This is a genomic window from Amycolatopsis sp. NPDC050768 (assembly GCF_040654155.1).
Classification (GTDB): domain Bacteria; phylum Actinomycetota; class Actinomycetes; order Mycobacteriales; family Pseudonocardiaceae; genus Amycolatopsis.
Genome location: NZ_JBFAHL010000008.1, coordinates 205,710 through 222,081 on the forward strand (window position 1 = coordinate 205,710; position 16,372 = coordinate 222,081).

Here is a 16,372-nt window from a genome sequence, read left to right on the forward strand (position 1 = left end):
CGGTTCGTGATCTTGCGGGAAGTCGCTCATGCGTGAGGACGAGGTCCTCGCCCAGCTCACCACGCCCCTGGCCGCGCCGGCGTTCCCGCGCGGGCCCTACCGGTTCACCGACCGCGAATACCTGAACATCACCTACCGGACGGATCCCGCGGCGCTGCGGGCGCTCGTCCCGGAACCACTGGTCGTGGACGAGCCGCTGGTGCGGTTCGAGGTGATGCGAATGCCCGACGTGACCGGCCTCGGCGACTACACGGAGTCCGGCCAGGTCGCGATGGTGCGCCACGGCGACGAGGTCGGTGAGTTCACCCTGGGCATGTACGTGGACAGCCTGCCCGCCATCGCGAGCGGCCGCGAGGTCGCCGCGTACCCGAAGAAGCTCGGCAAACCCAGGCTGTACACGGATTCCGACACGCTCGTGGGCACGCTCGACTACGGCTCGATCCAGGTCGCGCTGGCCACGATGGGCTACAAGCACCGCGCGCTCGACGAAGCCCAGGCTCGGGCAGAGCTGACCGCGCCGACGTTCATGCTCAAGATCGTGCCCGGCTACGACGGCCGTCCGCGCATCTGCGAGCTCGCGCGCAGCCGGATCAGCGACGTCACGATCAAGGGCGCGTGGACCGGCCCGGCGCGGCTGCACCTCGTGGCCCACGCGCTGGCGCCGCTGGCCGACCTGCCGGTGCTGGAGATCGTGTCGGCTCGCCACCTTCTGACCGACCTCACACTCGGCCGGCTCGCGGTCGTGCACGACTACCTGGCTTGAGGGGAAACCATGAAGGCGACCATCGTCGGCGGCGGCGTCATCGGCGTGTCGTGGGCCGGGCTGATGGCCTCGCGCGGCCTCGACGTGACGGTCAGCGACCCGGCGCCGGGCATCGAGGACACCGTGCGCGCCGGGCTGGCGGAGCTGGAGCCGGCGTTGCGGGAGCTCGGCTTGCCCGGTCGTGACTTGGCGGTGAGCTTCGAGCCGGACCTGGCGACGGCCGTTGCCGAGGCGGACGTGGTGCAGGAGAACGGCCCCGAACGGCTCGACCTGAAGCATCGGATCTTCAGCACCATCGAGGCCCACGCTCCGGCGCACGCGTTGCTGCTCACATCCACGTCGGGCATTCCCGCGACCGACATCGCCACGGCTATGAAGCAGCCGGAACGGCTTGTGGTGGGGCACCCGTTCAACCCGCCGCACCTGATTCCGCTGGTGGAGGTCGTGGCGGGGGAGAAGACGTCGGCGGAGAACGTGGCGCGGGCCGTCGCGTTCTACGAAAGCCTGGGCAAGAAGCCGATTGTGCTGGCGAAGGAGGTGCCCGGGTTCGTCGCGAACCGGCTGCAGGCCGCGATCTTCCGCGAGTGCGTGCACCTCGTCGCCGAGGGTGTGGTGACAGAGCAGCAGCTTGACGAAGTGGTCACGTCCTCGCTCGGGCAGCGGTGGGCGGTGAGCGGGCCGTTCCTGAGCTTCCACCTCGGGGGCGGGGCCGGCGGGCTGCCGCACTTCCTCGAACACCTGGGCCCGGGCCTGCGGAAACGCTGGGGCCAGCTGGGTACGCCGGACCTCGACGAACCGACCGTCGCGCTGCTGAGTGCCCAGTCGGAGGACTTCGGCGGCACGATCGACGAGCTGGCCAAGGCTCGCGACGAGAAGCAGATCGCCGTGATGAGGGCGCTGGGGACCACACCGGGACAGGAGCAGCGATGACCGTCACCGACCGGATCCGCGAAGCGCTCGCCAACCCCATTCGTTTCGAAGCGGACGACCGGTTCGACATCCACGCCGCGCTGGCCGAAGTGCTCGCCGACGCTGGCTTGTCCGAAAAGGACTGTGGTGGCTCTGTCGAGTTCCTCGGTGCAGACCCGATCGTGCCGAGCGCGGTGCGGCTGGGCGCGGCGCCGGCGATCGGGCTCGTCGCCAAGTCCGTGGCGCTGTCCGCGTTGTGGCGCCACCGCGGTGGGCCGGGGCAGGACATCAGCATGGACGTGCGCACGGCGCCGCACCGGCTGTGCCCGTTCTACGACAAGAAGTGGGAGCTGATCAACGGCCTGCCGCCCACCAACACGGCCGACCCGGGCAGCCCGTTCACGCTCAAGTTCTACCGCGCCGGCGACGGCCGCTGGGTGATGCCGCTCAACATCTACCCCAAGCTGAAGTCCGCCGCGCTCAAGCTTCTTCGCACCTACGACGACGAGACCGCCGTGGCCAACGCCGTCGCCCGCTGGAGCGCGCTCGACCTGGAGGAGGCCGGCGCCGACGCGGGGCTCGTGATGCCGATGGTGCGCAGCACGGAGGAGTTCCTCGAGACCAGCCAATACCGCGACGTGCTGGCCGGCCTGCCGCTCATCGAGATCGAGAAGATCGGCGATTCCGATCCGGAGCCGCTGCCCGAGGGTGCTCGCCAGCCGCTCGACGGCGTTCGCGCGCTCGGGATGGGACACGTGATCGCCGGCGCCGCCATCGGCCGTGCGCTGGCGCAGCACGGAGCCGACGCGCTGAACCTCTGGCGCCCGACCGAGTGGGAAAACCCGGTGACGTACTCGACGGCGAACGTCGGCGTCCGATCGGCCACAGTGGACTACCTGCGGGACAAGACGGCGCTGGCGAAGGTCCACGAGCTGGTGCGGGGCGCGGATGTGTTCTACGCCAACCGCCGGCCGGGTCTCGTCGCCGGGCTCGGGTTGTCCGCCCAGCGTGCCGCGCAGCTGCGACCCGGGATCATCCACACCACCGTGTCGCTGCACGGCGAACGTGGGCCGTGGGCGCAGCGCGTGGGCTTCGACCAGACGGCGGGGTGCGTCGCCGGGATGATGACGCTGGAGGGCTCGCCGGACCAGCCCGCGCTGCCGCACATCGGCGTGGTCAACGACTACCTCGTGCCCTGGCTTGCCACCACTGGGATCTGCGCGGCGTTGATGCGCCGGGCGACCGAAGGCGGCAGCTACCGCGTGCACATCTCGCTGACGCGCATCGCGTTGTGGATCATCAGCCTGGGCGTGTTCGACAAGGAGTACGCGCGCACGGTCGCGGGCACCGGTGAACAGCACGCGTACGTCGACCCGGAGACGTTCACGGCCGAGACGCCGCTGGGGCTCTACCAGGGCGTGACCGACCAGGTGCGGATGTCGGAGACGCCGGGTGAGTTCTCGACGATCCTCGTGCCGCGCGGGTCCGGGCGCGCCGAGTGGCTGCCGCGGCCGGCCGGGCTACTGTCGTGATCATGATCCCGGACCTCGTTTCCCGCCTGCGCAAGTCGTTCGCCGCCGGCCGCACCAAGCCGCTGTCCTGGCGGCGCGAGCAGCTCGGCGCGTTGAAGCGCATGCTGCTGGAGCAGGAGGACGACTTCCTCGCCGCCTTGCACACCGACCTCGCGAAGAACGCCACCGAGGCGCGCCGCACCGAGCTGATGTTCATCGTCAACGAGGTCGACGACACCCTCGAGCACCTCGACGAGTGGCTCGCGCCGCAGCCCGCGGGCTTGCCGGAACGCTTGCTGCCCGCCGAGGGCCGCGTGGTGCGCGAGCCGCTGGGTGTCGCGCTGATCATCGGGCCGTGGAACTACCCGCTGCACCTCGCCCTGGCGCCGCTGGTGGGGGTGCTGGCCGCGGGCAACGCCGCCGTCGTGAAGCCGAGCGAGCTTTCGCCGACGGTGTCGGCCGCCATCGCGCGCCACGTGCCGGCGTACCTCGACCCCGAGGCCGTGGCCGTGGTGGAGGGCGCCATCCCGGAGACGACGGAGCTGCTGGAGCAGCACTTCGACCACATCTTCTACACGGGCAACGGCGTCGTCGGGCGGATCGTGATGACGGCCGCGGCGAAGCACCTCACGCCCGTGGCGCTGGAGCTGGGCGGCAAGAGCCCGGTGATCGTGGACACGGACGTCGATCTTCAGGTGGTGGCGCAGCGGATCGTGGACACGAAGTTCATGAACGCCGGCCAGACGTGCGTCGCGCCCGACTACGTGCTCGCCATCGGCGACACCGCGGCCCGCCTCGAACCGCTGCTGACTGAGGCGCTGCAGGCGAAGTTCGGCGACGACGCGGCTTCGAGCCCCGACTACGGGCGTATCGTGAACACCCGGCACTTCGATCGCCTGTCTCACCTCCTGACCAGTGGCCGCGTGGTCACCGGCGGCCAGACCGACCGCGACGCCAAGTTCATCGCACCGACCGTGCTCGCCGAGGTCGCGCCGGACGCACCCGTGATGGGCGAGGAGATCTTCGGGCCGATCCTGCCGGTGCTGCCCGTGTCGTCTTTGGACGACGCCATCGCATTCATCACGGGCCGCGACAAACCGTTGGCGCTGTACGCGTTCACCGGGTCCGAAGAGGTCAAACAGCGCATCCTCACCGAAACCTCCTCGGGCGCGGTGACGTTCGGCATGCCGGTGCTGCACCTCGTCGCGCCCGAACTCCCGTTCGGCGGCGTCGGCGAGAGCGGGATGGGGCGCTACCACGGGAAGTACTCCATCGACACGTTCAGCAACCTCAAGGCGGTGCTCGACAAGCCACTGTCCTGAGGACTCGGTGGAATCCCCCGGGGGCGGCTACGATCCTGGATCATGAGCCACCCAGGGGGTCAGCAACCGCAGGGTTATCCGCAAGGTCAGCAGGGGTATCCGGCGGGGTATCCCGCGCCGGGTCAGCCGGGCTTTACGGAGCAGGGTCAGTCGCAGCCGGGATTCCCCGAGGCCGGCCAGGCGCAGCAGGGTTTCGGCCAGGCGGGCCAGCCGCAGCCGGGTTATCCGCAGCAGCAGGCCCAACCGGGTTACCCGCAGCCGGCGGGACAACCGGGTTACGCGCAGCCGCAAGGTCAGCCTGGTCAGCCGGGATATCCGCAGCAGCAAGGGCAACCGGCTCCGTCGGGCTATCCGCAGCAGGGTCAGCCGGGCCAGGCCGGCCACCCGCAGCCCGGTTACCAGCAACCCCTCCCGCAGCACGGCCAGCCGCACCAGTGGGGCGCCCCGCAGCAGCAGTTCTCCCAGCCGCCACAGGGCTTCCCGCCGCAGCCGGGCTCAGCAGCCGGCCCGCTGACCCTGCCCGGCCTCGGCGCGATCCCGGCGGTGCTCGGTGTGGTGCTGGAACTCGTCGCCCTCTTCGGTGTTTCGTGGATCACCTTCACCAACGGCACCCAGTCGGTGACGATGTCCTTCCTCGACCTCGTCAAGGCCGCCAGCGACAACGCGGCCGCCTCCGGCTTCGCGGCGACGTACGTGCAGTTCCTCGCCTTCATCATCACCGCCGCGACAGCCGGGTCGGTGCTGCCCTGGACACTCGGCGCACTCCGGGCCAAACGCTCGGCGTTCCTGCTGAGCGGCATCCGCAGCCGCGAACTCACCCGCGCCGGCTTCTGGTGGTACCGCACGGTCTTCAGCGGCCGCGCGGCCGTCATGCTGATCTTCCACGCCGCCGGCATCGCCATCCTCTACTGGGGCAACTTCTCCTCCCTGGGCCTCGGCCCGATCCTTCTCCTGGTCGGCGGCCTCCTGGTCCTCGCCGGCGCGGCCATGGGCCCACGCCAGGCCCCGGCTATGCCCTGACCCTCCACAAGGGAGCTTCACCTCCAGGACCAGCGCAACGGCGAGTGCGCCCGCGCGATCACAGCCCCGGGCGCACTTGCCGACATGAGCCGTGGGCAAGGCCGTGCTCGCGTTCACCCCGCACGCCGACCCGGGAGCTCGGCGCGAGCCGCTGGCCGGTGCCGGTCGACCCGGCGAACTGAGCCGTCAGGCCGGCGCGAGCACCAAAGTGGTGTGTTGCCCGTTCAAGCCCTCGTTCATCACGAGCGCGCACGCCACCACGGTGCCCAGCCAGACGGCCGACACGGCGAGGTCCGATCGGGGGACCACCGGGTAGAGCACGGGGGTGAACGTGTTCCCGCCGTTGCCGCCCGTGGACGCGTGGACGTGGTTCATGTACCGGATCCCGGTGGTGCGGTCGAACAGCACCGGGTGCCGGAAGGCCTCGCTCATGTCGAACCCGCGGCGCTTCTTCTCCTGGCGAGTGTCGGCGAACTCGGTCACCTCGACGACGTGGCCCACCGGGATCGGCGCGGGGTAGTTCACCGCGATCGTGCGATTCACACCGGCACCCTAGCAACCGCCGGCCGTTCCGCTGACGGGAAAAATGACACTCCACAGTGGACGCATCCTACGTCCGGTTCCGCCGCTTCGTCCGGAAATCGAGTTGCGCACGTCACTACGCCACGGCGAGTTCGGCCGAAGTTCAGCCACTGCTCATCAACTCCTGGGCGAACGGCTCACCGCGGCAGACGAGTGTTCCCCGTGGCTCCCACCCCGAAAGGACCTCGATGACCGAGAACACCGACCAGGGCAACGGTTTCACGCGCAGACGCCTCCTGGGTTCAGCGGCCGCCGCGGGCGGTCTCGCCGCCGCCGCGATGGCGTTGCCGGCGAACGTCCGCAAGGCGATCGCTTCGCCCGCGCCGAAGAACGGCCGGATCTCCGACCTCAAGCACGTCGTCATGCTGATGCAGGAGAACCGCAGCTTCGATCACTACTACGGCACGCTGTCCGGCGTCCGCGGCTTCGGCGACCCCCACGCGGCGCGCCAGTCGGACGGCAGCTCGGTCTTCTACCAGAAGGACGCGAAGAACCCCAAGGGTTACCTGCTGCCGTACCACCTGGACACGAAGTCGACCGCCGCGCAGGCGATCCCGTCGACGAGCCACGAGTGGGCCGTGCAGCACGCGGCTTGGAACGGTGGCAAGAACGACCAGTGGCTGCCCGCCCACCGCGCCGCCGACGGCGAGACCAACGGCCAGTACACCATGGGTTACTTCACCCGTGAGGACATCCCGTTCCAGTACGCGCTGGCCGACGCGTTCACGATCCTCGACTCCTACCACTGCTCGGTGCTCGGCCCCACGGGCCCGAACCGCCACATGTGGATGGCGGGCACGATCGACGCCGCGGGCGACTTCGGTGGCCCCTCGCTCACCACGAGCGCGCCCAACGGCGCGTACTCGTTCAAGACCTACCCCGAGCGCCTCACCGAGGCCGGCGTGAGCTGGAAGATCTACCACTCGCCGGGCGGGACGACCGGGCTCGCCTCGCTCGCGCACATCGCCCAGTACTTCAACGCGAAGCCGGGCGACGACCTGTTCGAGAAGGGCATGAACCCGCAGCCGCTCGGCCAGTTCGAGTACGACGCGGCCCACGACCAGCTGCCCACCGTGAGCTGGATCCTGCCGCCCTCGGGCTTCGACGAGCACCCGGCCGGCCTGCCCGCCGCCGGCGCGACCTTCGTCGCCGGCAAGATCGACGCCATCGCGGCCAACCCCGACGTGTGGGCCAAGACGGCGTTCATCCTGTCCTACGACGAGAACGACGGCCTGTTCGACCACGTCGTGCCGCCGACCCCGAAGCCCGGCACCCCGGGTGAGTTCGTGTTCAAGAAGTCGGTGACCGGCGTCGACGGCGCCGGCCTGCCCACCGGTCTCGGCTTCCGCGTGCCGTGCATCATCGTGTCGCCGTGGACCGTCGGCGGCTGGGTGTGCTCGGAGACCTCCGACCACACGTCGCAGCTGCGGCTGCTGGAGCAGGTGACCGGCGTGCGCGAGCCGAACATCACCGACTGGCGGCGCCGCAGTGTGGGCGACCTCACCTCGGCGTTCCGCTTCCACGACGCCACCAAGCACGCGCCGACGCTGCCCGACACCACGGGCCAGTACAACCTCGCGCAGTACGAGGTCAGCCAGTTCAAGCTGCCGCCCATCCCGACCACGCAGCAGAGCTTCCCCCACCAGGAGCCCGGCCACCGGCCGAAGACCTCCTGACCTCGGCGTTCGTCACCCGTCCGTCCATTCGCGACGGACGGGTGGCGGCACCGGCGACCGAATTTGAGCGGCGCGTGGACAGGCGTGGCTGATAAGGTCGTGGTGATCGTGAACGCGAAGGATCAGGGAGTTGACCACCGAAATGGTGGCTGAGGACGACATCTCCGGGTGAATCCGGCGACGACAGCGGTGCGCTCGGTGCTTTTTGCAACCACAGCGACACCGCATCTTGTCGTTTCCTGAAACCCTGCCCTGTCGTTCTCCGGGCGGCTCACGCACGCCCGCTCCACCCTGAGAGTCCTGCCATGTCCAAGTCCTCCGTCGTCTGTTCCGGCCTGTCCTTTTCCTGGACCGACGGCACCCCCGTCTTCGAAGACCTGTCCTTCACGCTCGGGCCGGGTCGCACCGGTCTCGTCGCGCCCAACGGCGCCGGCAAGAGCACCCTGCTCAAGCTCATCGCCGGCGAGCTCCACCCGCTCGCCGGTTCGGTGACCACCGACGGTGTGCTCGGCTACCTGCCGCAGACGTTGCCGCTCGCCGGCGAACCGACCGTGGCCGAGGTGCTGGAGATCGAGCCGATCGTGCGCGCGCTCGCGGCCATCGAAGGTGGTGACGCGGGCGAGGAGCACTTCGCGAAAGTCGGCAGCGACTGGGACATCGAAGAACGCGCCCGCGCGGAGCTGGACCGGCTCGGGCTCGGCGACGTCGCGCTCGACCGCCGGCTCGACACGCTCAGCGGCGGCCAGATCGTGTCGCTCGGCCTGGCCGCGCAGCTGCTGAAACAGCCCGACGTGCTGCTGCTCGACGAGCCCACCAACAACCTCGACCGCGACTCCCGGCGCCGCCTGCACACCGTGCTCGGCGACTGGAAGGGCACGCTGCTGCTGGTCAGCCACGACCGCGACCTGCTCGACCGCATGGACCGGATCGCGGAGCTGGACCACGGTTCGCTGCGGCTGTTCGGCGGCAGCTTCACCGAGTACGAGGCCGCGAAGAAAGCCGCGCGCGAGGTCGCGGAGAAGAACGTGCGCACCGCCGAACAGGAGGTCAAGCGCGAGAAACGCGAGCTTCAGCAGGCCCGCGAACGCGCGGCGCGGCGGGCGTCCACCGGCGCCCGCACCGGCTCCGACATCCCGCGCATCGCGCTCGGCAACATCAAGCGCCGCGCGGAATCGTCGGCCGGCAAGGCCAACGACATGCACTCGCAACGGCTCGGCGCCGCCAAAGCCCGGCTCGACGAGGCCGACCGCGCCGCGCGCGAAGACGACACGATCGTGCTGGAGCTGCCCGACACCGCCGTGCCCGCCGGGCGCACGGTGTTCCACGGCGAGCGCCTGCACGTGCGGGAGCTGTTCGCCGGCGAAGGTGCGACGCTGGCGATCCGCGGGCCGGAACGGATCGCGTTGATCGGCGCCAACGGAGTCGGCAAGTCGACATTGATGCGGCTCGCCGCGGGCCTGCTCGAACCCGACAGCGGGCTGCTGACCAGGGCCGACGGCCGCGTCGCGTACCTCTCGCAGCGTCTGGACCTGCTCGACGACGACCGCACCGTGGCGGAGAACCTGCGGGCGGCCGCGCCTCAGCTGCCCGAGGCCGACCTGATGAACCTGCTCGCGCGCTTCCTGTTCCGCGGGCCGCGGGCGCACCTGCCGGTCCGGGTGCTCTCGGGTGGCGAACGGCTACGGGCGACGCTGGTGTGCGTGCTGTGCGCGGAGCCGGCGCCGCAGCTGCTCCTGCTCGACGAGCCCACGAACAACCTCGACCTCGCGAGCGTGGAGCAGCTCACCGGCGCGCTCAACGCATACCAGGGCGCGTTCGTGGTCGTGAGCCACGACGACCGCTTCCTCGCCGAGCTGGGCATCAGCCGCTGGCTCACGCTCGCCGAGGGCAAGCTGACGGAAACGGGGCCGCCGTCGGATTTCTGACAAATGTCATGGGCGGTTCATGCGCCGGCTCACTGCTGTGGGCCGGCGCACTCGCCCAGCATGGGTGGAGAACAAGGGGAGAACTCCACACCGTCCGGAAAGGACAGTCATGAACGCCAGCTCCGCCGCCGTGTCCCACGAAAGCCTCAACCACCCGCGCAGCCTCTCGGCCTTCCGCACCACGAGAGCGCTCGTCATCGCCTACCTCACGCTCAGCGTGCTCACCGTCGGAGCGGTGGTCCTGCTGCGGAACAACGCCACGATGGTCACTGACGCCGTGTGGGTGCGCACGGTCATCGTGGTGGCCAGCGCCCTGCTCACGTTGTCCTTCACCCTCCGGACGAGCAAGGGCTCGCGCCGCGCCTACCTGCGGCTGCGGTTGGTCACCGCGATCATGCTGGTGGCGCTGGTCGTCATCGCGGCGCTGCCCGGCGCGTTCCCGGTGTGGCTGCGAGCCGAGCAAGGCGTGTGCGCGCTGCTGCTGCTGGGTGTCGTGCTGATCGCCAACGGGCGGCACGTCCGCTCGTTGTTCGCGCGGGCCTGACCAGGATCCCGGTAGCGTGCCCGACGTGGACGACAACGTCGATCGCTGGGTGCTCGGGCGGCGCCGGTTCGTGCTCGACGCCGGCATGCTCGTGTACCCGGCGGTGACCGTGGCCGGCCTGGTGCCGCGCGGCGGCACCACCGCTGTGGTGGGCTGCGTGCTCGTGGGGTTGTTCAGCTGCTGCTACGTGGTGGCCGCGATCGCCGCGGACCGCGTGGCCCCGCGGGTGTTCTGGTGGTCACTGGGCGCCCAGGCGGTGCTGTTCCTCGCCGTGTTGCCCTTTGCGCAGGCCGACGCTTTTTTCCTGGCCGCGGTCGTCGTGGCGTTTCTGATGCGGCTGCTGCGCGGCAGGGTGGCGGTGGTGGTGCTCCTGGGGGCCGGGCTGGCGGCGATCGTGGTGCCGCCGGCCGTGCGGCCGTGGCACTCCGGGCCGGCGTGGGCGCAGGCCATCGCACTCGTGTTCACCGCGCTGATGGTCTACGCCTTCTCCGAGGCGGTCCGTACCAACCGGGCGCTGGTCGAGGCTCGCGCGGAGGTCGAGCGGCTCGCGGCCGAAGCCGAGCGCACCCGCATCGCCCGCGACCTTCACGACCTGCTCGGCCACTCGCTCACCGCGATCACGGTGAAGAGCAATCTCGCCCGCCGCCTCGGGGAGACGGACACGGAACGCGCGTTCGAGGAGATCGGCGAGGTCGAACGCCTCTCCCGGCAGGCACTCGCCGACGTGCGCGCGGCCGTTTCGGGCAGCCGCGACGTGACGCTGGCCGGGGAGCTGGCGCGCGGCCGGGAGCTGCTGCGCGCGTCCGGGGTCACGGCCGACCTGCCCACCGCGACGGACGTGGTCGACGGCGCCCACCAGGAGCTGTTCGGCTGGGTCGTGCGGGAGGGGCTGACCAACGTCGCGCGCCACGCTCGTGCGACGAGCTGCACCGTCCGGCTTTCGGCTTCGGAGGTGGAAGTGCGTGACGACGGGGTGGGCGCGGTGGCTTCTTCGGGCAACGGTCTGGACGGGTTGCGCTCACGCGTCGCCGAGGCGGGTGGGCGGATGGAGGCCGGGCCGGCGCAGCCGCGGGGGTGGCGGCTGTGCGTGTCGATGCAGGCTCCGCGTTCGAAGAACGGAGCGGCGGCATGACCATCCGCCTGCTGCTCGCCGACGACCAGGCCCTGGTGCGCCAGGCGTTGTGCGCCCTGCTGGAGCTGGAGGACGACTTCGCGGTCGTCGCGTCGGTCGGCCGCGGTGACCAGGTGGTGGACGCGGCGCTGGCGGAGCAGCCGGACGTCGCGTTGCTGGACATCGAGATGCCGGGCCTCGACGGCCTGGCCGCGGCGGCCGTGCTCGCCAAGAAAGCGCCGGGCTGCCGCGTGGTCATGCTGACCACGTTCGGGCGCGCGGGCTACCTGCGGCGCGCGATGGAGGCGGGTGCCGTCGGGTTCGTGGTGAAGGACGCTCCGGCCGAGACGCTGGCCGACGCGATCCGCCGCGTGGTCGCCGGTGAGCGCGTGGTGGATCCGGCGCTGGCCGTCGCGACGCTGGCGGCGGGGGAGTCGCCGCTCACTGCGCGCGAGCGCGACGTGCTGATCGCCGCCCGGTCAGGGGTCTCGGTCGCCGAGATGGCGGCCACGCTGTACCTGTCGGAGGGCACGGTGCGCAACTACCTGTCGGCGGCGATCGCCAAGACGGGCACGCGCAACCGGATGGAAGCGCTGCGGGTCGCCGACGAGCGCGGCTGGCTGTGACAGCCTGTGCCGTCCCCCGCCGTGGGTACCCACGGTGTGGCGAGGTGCCGTCCGGAAAAGAGGGACAACCTGGAACTCGTTCGGGAAACATCCGACGAGAGAGGCAGGAACCCGATGACCGACAAGAAGATCATTGCCGTGGTGGGGGCGACCGGTTCGCAGGGCGGTGGTCTGGCCCGTGCGATCCTCGACGACCCGCAGGGACCGTTCAGCCTTCGTGCGCTGACCCGTGACGTCGAGTCCCCGGCGGCGAAGGAGCTGGCGGCGCGCGGGGCGGAGGTCGTGGCGGCCGATCTCGACGACGAGACGAGTGTGCTGCGCGCGTTCGAAGGCGCGTATGGCGCGTACGTGGTCACGAACTTCTGGGTCCAGCGCACCCCCGAGGAGGAAGCGGCGCGCACGCGGGCGCAGATGGAGCTCGACCAGGCGGAGATCGCCGCGCGCGCCGCGAAGAAGACCGGTCTGAAGCACGTGGTCTGGTCCACGCTGGAGGACACCCGCCCGCACTTCGAACACCAGGGCCTCGAGCTGCCGACGCTGCTCGAGAAGTACACGGTGCCCCACTTCGACGCCAAGGGCGAGGGCAACCGGTTCTTCACCGAGCACGGCGTGCCGACCACGTTCCTGGAGACGACGTTCTACTACGAGTCGCTCCTGCAGGGCCAGGGCGTGCACCGCGGCGCCGACGGCAAGCTCGCGCTGACCAACCCGATGGGCGACTCCGTGATGGCGCTCGTCGCGTCGGAGGACATCGGCCGCACGGCCTACGGCATCTTCCTGGCGGGCCCGACGTACATCGGCCGCACGGTCGGCCTCGCCGGCGCGCACTACACGGGCGTCCAGCTGGCGGAGCTGTTCACGAACGTGCTGGGCGAGGAGGTCGTCTACCGGCCCCAGACCCACGACGAGGCCCGCGCCGCCGGCTACCCGGGTGCGGTCGAAGTCGGCAACATGTACCAGTTCTACGCAGACGCCGCCGACTCGTTCGTCGAGTCCCGCGACCTCGAGCGCGTGCGCCGCATCAACCCGCGGCTGAAGTCGCTGGAGGAGTGGCTGCGGGAGCACAAGTCGGAGTTGGTGACCGACTGAAGCCCGCTCCGGGCCACCGTGCGACGTCGTCGGGGGACGGTGCGCGGTGGTCCGGGTTTCGTGCGGTGGCGGTGAGGCGCCGCCGCACGAAACCCGGAACGCTCGCCGGCGGGGCTGGTCGCGCTGTGCCGCCGGCGAGCACTTCCGGGTTCGCCGGGCGAAAACGTCAGTCCCAGGTGGCGGTCTCCGGGTCGACGCCGTGGGCCGCGGCGTTCGCGTTGATCACCTCGCGCAGCCACGGCGCCAGGTCCGGCGAGAACCCGCTGTAGTAGCCCGCGAACCCCTCGTCCTCCGCCAGGAGCCGGCCGAGGCAGACGTGGCGGGCGTGGGGGCAGTCGAAGTACGTCGTCATGGACGCGCGGTGGCGTTCGGCCAGATCGTTGGCCTCGGCCGAGCCCGGGGTGACGCCGGTCTGGTGGGCGGTCGCCAGGTCGGCGTTCAGCTTTTCGACGCGCGCCACCACTTCCTGCCAGTCGGCGGGGCTCAGCTTGGCGGCGCGTTCGGTGTACTGGGTCCACTGAGGACTGTCGCCCCAGCGGGTTTCGGCTTCACCGACCCATTCCGGGCGCCAGTCGGAGCCGAAGATCTCCACCTGTTGTTCCGGGGTGAGCCGAATGCCGGTCTTCGCGGCGGCCAGCATGCGATCGACGGCCGACACCATCGTCTCCAGACGGGAAATCCGGTCGACGAGCTCGGTGCGCTGGCGCCGAAGATGCGCACGGGCGTCGACGGCCGGGTCGTCGAGCAGGCGGCCGATCTCGGCGAGCGGGAAACCCAGCTCGCGGTAGACGAGGACCCGGTGCACCCGGGCGATGTCGTCGCCCGAGTACACCCGGTACCCCGCAGACGTGCGCTCGCTCGGGCGCACGAGACCGATCGCGTCCCAGTGGTGCAGCGTCTTCACGCTGACCCCGACGAGCGCCGCTGCCCGGCCGACAGTGAGGCCTTCGCTCATCAGGCCAGTGTGGCTCACCCGCGCGGAATGTCGAATCCGACGGCCCGCAGTTCGTCGGCCTGGGCGCCGTCCGGGTCGATCGGCCGGGCGGCGGTGAGCACGATCCGCACCCGTTCGGGTGTCTCCACCGTGAGCTCGACGGAGTTCCACGGCTTCTCCTCCGGGCCACTCGTGCAGCCCGGCCGCAGCTGTTCGCACCGCGCGGCGACCTCGTCGATCTGGGAGAGGACGCACGAGAAGCTGATGGCCAACGCGGAGCCGGGCGTGACTTCACCCGGCACGAGCAGCACGTCCTGGAACGCCCACCGCCGCAGGTGGGTGAGCCGGCCGGGAATGGAGAAAAGGTCGATGAACCCGAGGCCGCGCAACCAGAAGTCCTTGGACTCCTCGAGGTCGGCCGTCGGGATCATCGGGAACATGGGCATGCCGTAGATGCCGCGGTAGGGCTCCGGCGCGATCGCGTCGAGGGCCGGCATCGGGACGGGGCTGGTGTATTCGTTCACGCCTTCGATGCTCGACCCTCCTGTGACGTCAGGGTCAAGGCCGAAGCAGGATCCGGATCGGGTCGCCTTCGTGTTCGCGCAGGCGCCGCACCCCTTCGGCGGCCTCCTCCAGCGGCAGGATCGCGCTCACGGAGCCCGACACGTCCAGCCGCCCGCGGGCGACCAGCTCCACCAGGTCGGACAGGTGCTTCATGCGATAACCGAGGTGCCCGACGACGGTGTGGCGCCGCCGCACGAAGTTCAGCTCGGCCCCCAGGTCCAGGTGGTCGGGCGACATCCCGACGAGCACCAGCCGGCCGCGGTGGCCGAGCGCGCGGTCGGCCTGCTTGACGCTGGCACCCCGGCCGACGCAGTCGAACGCGACGTCGAGCCCGTGACCACCGGTGATCTCGGCGAGCTTGTCGGGAGTCGCTTCGTCGAGCGGGTCGAGCGCGAAGTCGGCGCCGAGGCCGAGCGCGCGTTCGCGGGCCGCCGGCAGTGGGTCGAGCGCCACGATCGGCGACGCGCCGCAGAGGCGCGCGAGCTGCACCAGGTGCGTGCCCAGCCCGCCGAGACCCCAGATCCCCACGGCCTCCGCGGGGCGCAGCCCGGCCGTGTCGACGGCGCCGTACGGGGTCGAGACCGCGTCGGCCAGCACCGCGGCCTGCTCCAGCGGCACGTGCTCCGGCACGCCGACCAGCGTCGTCGCGGGCGTGACCACGTACTCGGCCCAGGCGCCGTCGTAGTCGAAGGCCATGATCTCGAGCTTTTCGCACACGTCGATCCCGCCGCCCTGGCGGCATTCGCGGCACGTGCCGCACGGGCGGCCCGCGGCCACGACCACGCGGTCGCCCGGCGACCAGAAGCCGACCTCCTCGCCGACGGCGGCGACAGTTCCGGCCGTCTCGTGTCCAGGCGTGATCACCGGCAGTTTCGGGGTGAAGTGCCCGTCGAGCTGGGTCAGGTCCGAGTGGCAGATCCCGCACGCCGCGACCTTGACCACGACCTCACCGCGCCCCGGGGCCGGCACGGGCACCGTCTCCACGCTCAGCTTCTTCGACGCCGCGTCGAACCGCGCCGCTCGCATCGTGGCCGGCAGGCCGCTCATGGGAACTCCTCTTCTGGTCGGCTTATGCGCCGACACTAATGATCAGCGGCCGCCAAGATCAACGACCGCTGACCGTCCGTACCGGCATCCGTGCACCGGACTGTCCTGAGCGGACTATTCGAGCGCCGCGGTGAGCTCCAGGTGGATGCCGTCGGGATCGTTGACCGACAGGATCGCGATGCCGAACGCGGGCAGCTCGCGGATCGTGCCATGCACGACGTCCGTGGCGTCGAGGCGCTCCTGCGCTTCCCGCAGCCGGGCCATCGAGCCGAGCTGGAAGCTCAGGTGGTCGAGGCCGACACGTTCGGACTCGAACCGGTCGGCCTTCTCGGCCACCGGACGCAGGCCGAGGATCAGGTTCTCGTTGGCGAGCACGACTCCGCCGTAGAGCGCGTCGCGGTCGGCCCGGATGGCCGGGTCGTCCGGGCTGCCCGGCGATTCGGCCGCGACGCCGAAGCCGAGCACCTCGGTGTAGAAGGCGCGCGAGCGGTCGAGGTCGGTCACGGTGAGCCGCAGGTGGTGGACGCCGCCCAGGGCGCTGAGGATCGGCATGGTGGCCGCCTTCCGGTTCGGCCCGCCACCCCCTCGGGGACGGTGCCTGGTTCGAACGCTAGGTCCACAGTGGTCACGTCGGAAGTGTCGGTTCCGACGCGTTCGGAACCGTTCCCGACATGGACGTCGCGGTGTTCGTCGTCGATGGCGTGGCTGATTTCGGCCTCACCGCGGTGCTGGAAGTGCTCCGGACGGCC

At 70.6% G+C, this 16,372-nt stretch carries 16 protein-coding genes; 11 read left to right on the forward strand and 5 right to left on the reverse strand.

Features of this window, described 5'->3' with window-relative positions; translation table 11 throughout:
* Positions 1-28 precede the first annotated feature (28 nt).
* Genes AB0H62_RS24640 through AB0H62_RS24660 form a run of 5 tightly spaced genes read left to right on the forward strand, consistent with a single transcriptional unit; the run spans position 29 to position 5,525 of the window.
* The gene (locus AB0H62_RS24640) at positions 29-763 is read left to right on the forward strand and encodes an acetoacetate decarboxylase (protein ID WP_220246713.1); all 735 of its coding nucleotides are present in this window, start codon (positions 29-31) and stop codon (positions 761-763) included.
* Positions 764-772: 9 nt separating this feature from the next.
* On the forward strand, positions 773-1,693 hold the full coding sequence (locus AB0H62_RS24645; RefSeq protein ID WP_360588395.1) for a 3-hydroxyacyl-CoA dehydrogenase NAD-binding domain-containing protein: 921 nt from the start codon (positions 773-775) through the stop codon (positions 1,691-1,693).
* Positions 1,690-3,204 carry a CoA transferase gene (locus AB0H62_RS24650; RefSeq protein ID WP_360588397.1) on the forward strand — a complete coding sequence of 505 codons (1,515 nt, stop codon included), beginning with the start codon at positions 1,690-1,692 and terminating at the stop codon, positions 3,202-3,204. The genes AB0H62_RS24645 and AB0H62_RS24650 overlap by 4 nt, the downstream gene beginning before the upstream one ends.
* A 2-nt stretch (positions 3,205-3,206) precedes the next feature.
* Positions 3,207-4,505, forward strand: a complete 1,299-nt coding sequence (locus tag AB0H62_RS24655) for an aldehyde dehydrogenase family protein (protein WP_220246716.1) — start codon at positions 3,207-3,209, stop codon at positions 4,503-4,505.
* A gap of 42 nt (positions 4,506-4,547) precedes the next feature.
* Positions 4,548-5,525 carry a hypothetical protein gene (locus AB0H62_RS24660; protein WP_360588399.1) on the forward strand — a complete coding sequence of 326 codons (978 nt, stop codon included), beginning with the start codon at positions 4,548-4,550 and terminating at the stop codon, positions 5,523-5,525.
* A 186-nt stretch (positions 5,526-5,711) separates the two neighbouring features.
* On the opposite strand, the gene AB0H62_RS24665 is transcribed toward AB0H62_RS24660, so the two are convergent.
* Positions 5,712-6,068 (reverse strand): hypothetical protein, encoded by a 357-nt coding sequence (locus AB0H62_RS24665; protein ID WP_360588401.1) that lies wholly within the window; start codon positions 6,066-6,068, stop codon positions 5,712-5,714.
* 227 nt (positions 6,069-6,295) lie between these two features.
* Between AB0H62_RS24665 and AB0H62_RS24670 the strand changes: the two genes are divergently transcribed.
* The 6 genes from AB0H62_RS24670 (at position 6,296) to AB0H62_RS24695 (ending at position 13,078) form a co-directional block, all read left to right on the forward strand.
* Positions 6,296-7,783, forward strand: a complete 1,488-nt coding sequence (locus tag AB0H62_RS24670) for an alkaline phosphatase family protein (RefSeq protein ID WP_220246719.1) — start codon at positions 6,296-6,298, stop codon at positions 7,781-7,783.
* A gap of 305 nt (positions 7,784-8,088) precedes the next feature.
* On the forward strand, positions 8,089-9,708 hold the full coding sequence (locus AB0H62_RS24675; protein WP_266118319.1) for an ABC-F family ATP-binding cassette domain-containing protein: 1,620 nt from the start codon (positions 8,089-8,091) through the stop codon (positions 9,706-9,708).
* Between the two features lie 109 nt (positions 9,709-9,817).
* Entirely contained in the window at positions 9,818-10,252 is a 435-nt protein-coding gene (locus tag AB0H62_RS24680) for a hypothetical protein (protein ID WP_255638704.1), read from the forward strand.
* A 25-nt stretch (positions 10,253-10,277) separates the two neighbouring features.
* Positions 10,278-11,384 (forward strand): sensor histidine kinase, encoded by a 1,107-nt coding sequence (locus tag AB0H62_RS24685; RefSeq protein WP_255638705.1) that lies wholly within the window; start codon positions 10,278-10,280, stop codon positions 11,382-11,384.
* Positions 11,381-11,989 (forward strand): response regulator transcription factor, encoded by a 609-nt coding sequence (locus AB0H62_RS24690; RefSeq protein ID WP_220246722.1) that lies wholly within the window; start codon positions 11,381-11,383, stop codon positions 11,987-11,989. The genes AB0H62_RS24685 and AB0H62_RS24690 overlap by 4 nt, the downstream gene beginning before the upstream one ends.
* A gap of 114 nt (positions 11,990-12,103) precedes the next feature.
* Positions 12,104-13,078: an NmrA/HSCARG family protein gene (locus tag AB0H62_RS24695; protein ID WP_360588405.1), complete on the forward strand. Its 975-nt coding sequence runs from the start codon at positions 12,104-12,106 to the stop codon at positions 13,076-13,078.
* A 166-nt stretch (positions 13,079-13,244) separates the two neighbouring features.
* Here AB0H62_RS24695 and AB0H62_RS24700 read toward each other — a convergent pair whose 3' ends face one another.
* The 4 genes from AB0H62_RS24700 to AB0H62_RS24715 form a co-directional block, all read right to left on the reverse strand.
* Positions 13,245-14,033 (reverse strand): MerR family transcriptional regulator, encoded by a 789-nt coding sequence (locus AB0H62_RS24700; protein ID WP_220246723.1) that lies wholly within the window; start codon positions 14,031-14,033, stop codon positions 13,245-13,247.
* A gap of 14 nt (positions 14,034-14,047) precedes the next feature.
* Entirely contained in the window at positions 14,048-14,536 is a 489-nt protein-coding gene (locus AB0H62_RS24705) for a VOC family protein (protein WP_255638707.1), read from the reverse strand.
* 34 nt (positions 14,537-14,570) lie between these two features.
* Positions 14,571-15,623, reverse strand: coding sequence for a zinc-binding dehydrogenase (locus AB0H62_RS24710; RefSeq protein ID WP_255638708.1), 1,053 nt, complete (start codon positions 15,621-15,623; stop codon positions 14,571-14,573).
* A 114-nt stretch (positions 15,624-15,737) separates the two neighbouring features.
* A complete protein-coding gene (locus tag AB0H62_RS24715) occupies positions 15,738-16,175 on the reverse strand; it encodes a VOC family protein (protein ID WP_220246724.1) in 438 nt (145 codons plus the stop codon).
* Positions 16,176-16,372: the final 197 nt, after the last annotated feature.

Bases quoted from the DNA above. Each gene is read 5' to 3' on its own strand.
- AB0H62_RS24715 (WP_220246724.1), bottom strand. From the start codon at position 16,175: ATGCCGATCCTCAGCGCCCTGGGCGGCGTCCACCACCTGCGGCTCACC.
- AB0H62_RS24690 (WP_220246722.1), top strand. From the start codon at position 11,381: ATGACCATCCGCCTGCTGCTCGCCGACGACCAGGCCCTGGTGCGCCAG.
- AB0H62_RS24675 (WP_266118319.1), top strand. From the start codon at position 8,089: ATGTCCAAGTCCTCCGTCGTCTGTTCCGGCCTGTCCTTTTCCTGGACC.
- AB0H62_RS24680 (WP_255638704.1), top strand. From the start codon at position 9,818: ATGAACGCCAGCTCCGCCGCCGTGTCCCACGAAAGCCTCAACCACCCG.
- AB0H62_RS24700 (WP_220246723.1), bottom strand. From the start codon at position 14,033: ATGAGCGAAGGCCTCACTGTCGGCCGGGCAGCGGCGCTCGTCGGGGTC.
- AB0H62_RS24640 (WP_220246713.1), top strand. From the start codon at position 29: ATGCGTGAGGACGAGGTCCTCGCCCAGCTCACCACGCCCCTGGCCGCG.
- AB0H62_RS24655 (WP_220246716.1), top strand. From the start codon at position 3,207: ATGATCCCGGACCTCGTTTCCCGCCTGCGCAAGTCGTTCGCCGCCGGC.
- AB0H62_RS24710 (WP_255638708.1), bottom strand. From the start codon at position 15,623: ATGAGCGGCCTGCCGGCCACGATGCGAGCGGCGCGGTTCGACGCGGCG.
- AB0H62_RS24670 (WP_220246719.1), top strand. From the start codon at position 6,296: ATGACCGAGAACACCGACCAGGGCAACGGTTTCACGCGCAGACGCCTC.
- AB0H62_RS24660 (WP_360588399.1), top strand. From the start codon at position 4,548: ATGAGCCACCCAGGGGGTCAGCAACCGCAGGGTTATCCGCAAGGTCAG.
- AB0H62_RS24695 (WP_360588405.1), top strand. From the start codon at position 12,104: ATGACCGACAAGAAGATCATTGCCGTGGTGGGGGCGACCGGTTCGCAG.
- AB0H62_RS24645 (WP_360588395.1), top strand. From the start codon at position 773: ATGAAGGCGACCATCGTCGGCGGCGGCGTCATCGGCGTGTCGTGGGCC.
- AB0H62_RS24650 (WP_360588397.1), top strand. From the start codon at position 1,690: ATGACCGTCACCGACCGGATCCGCGAAGCGCTCGCCAACCCCATTCGT.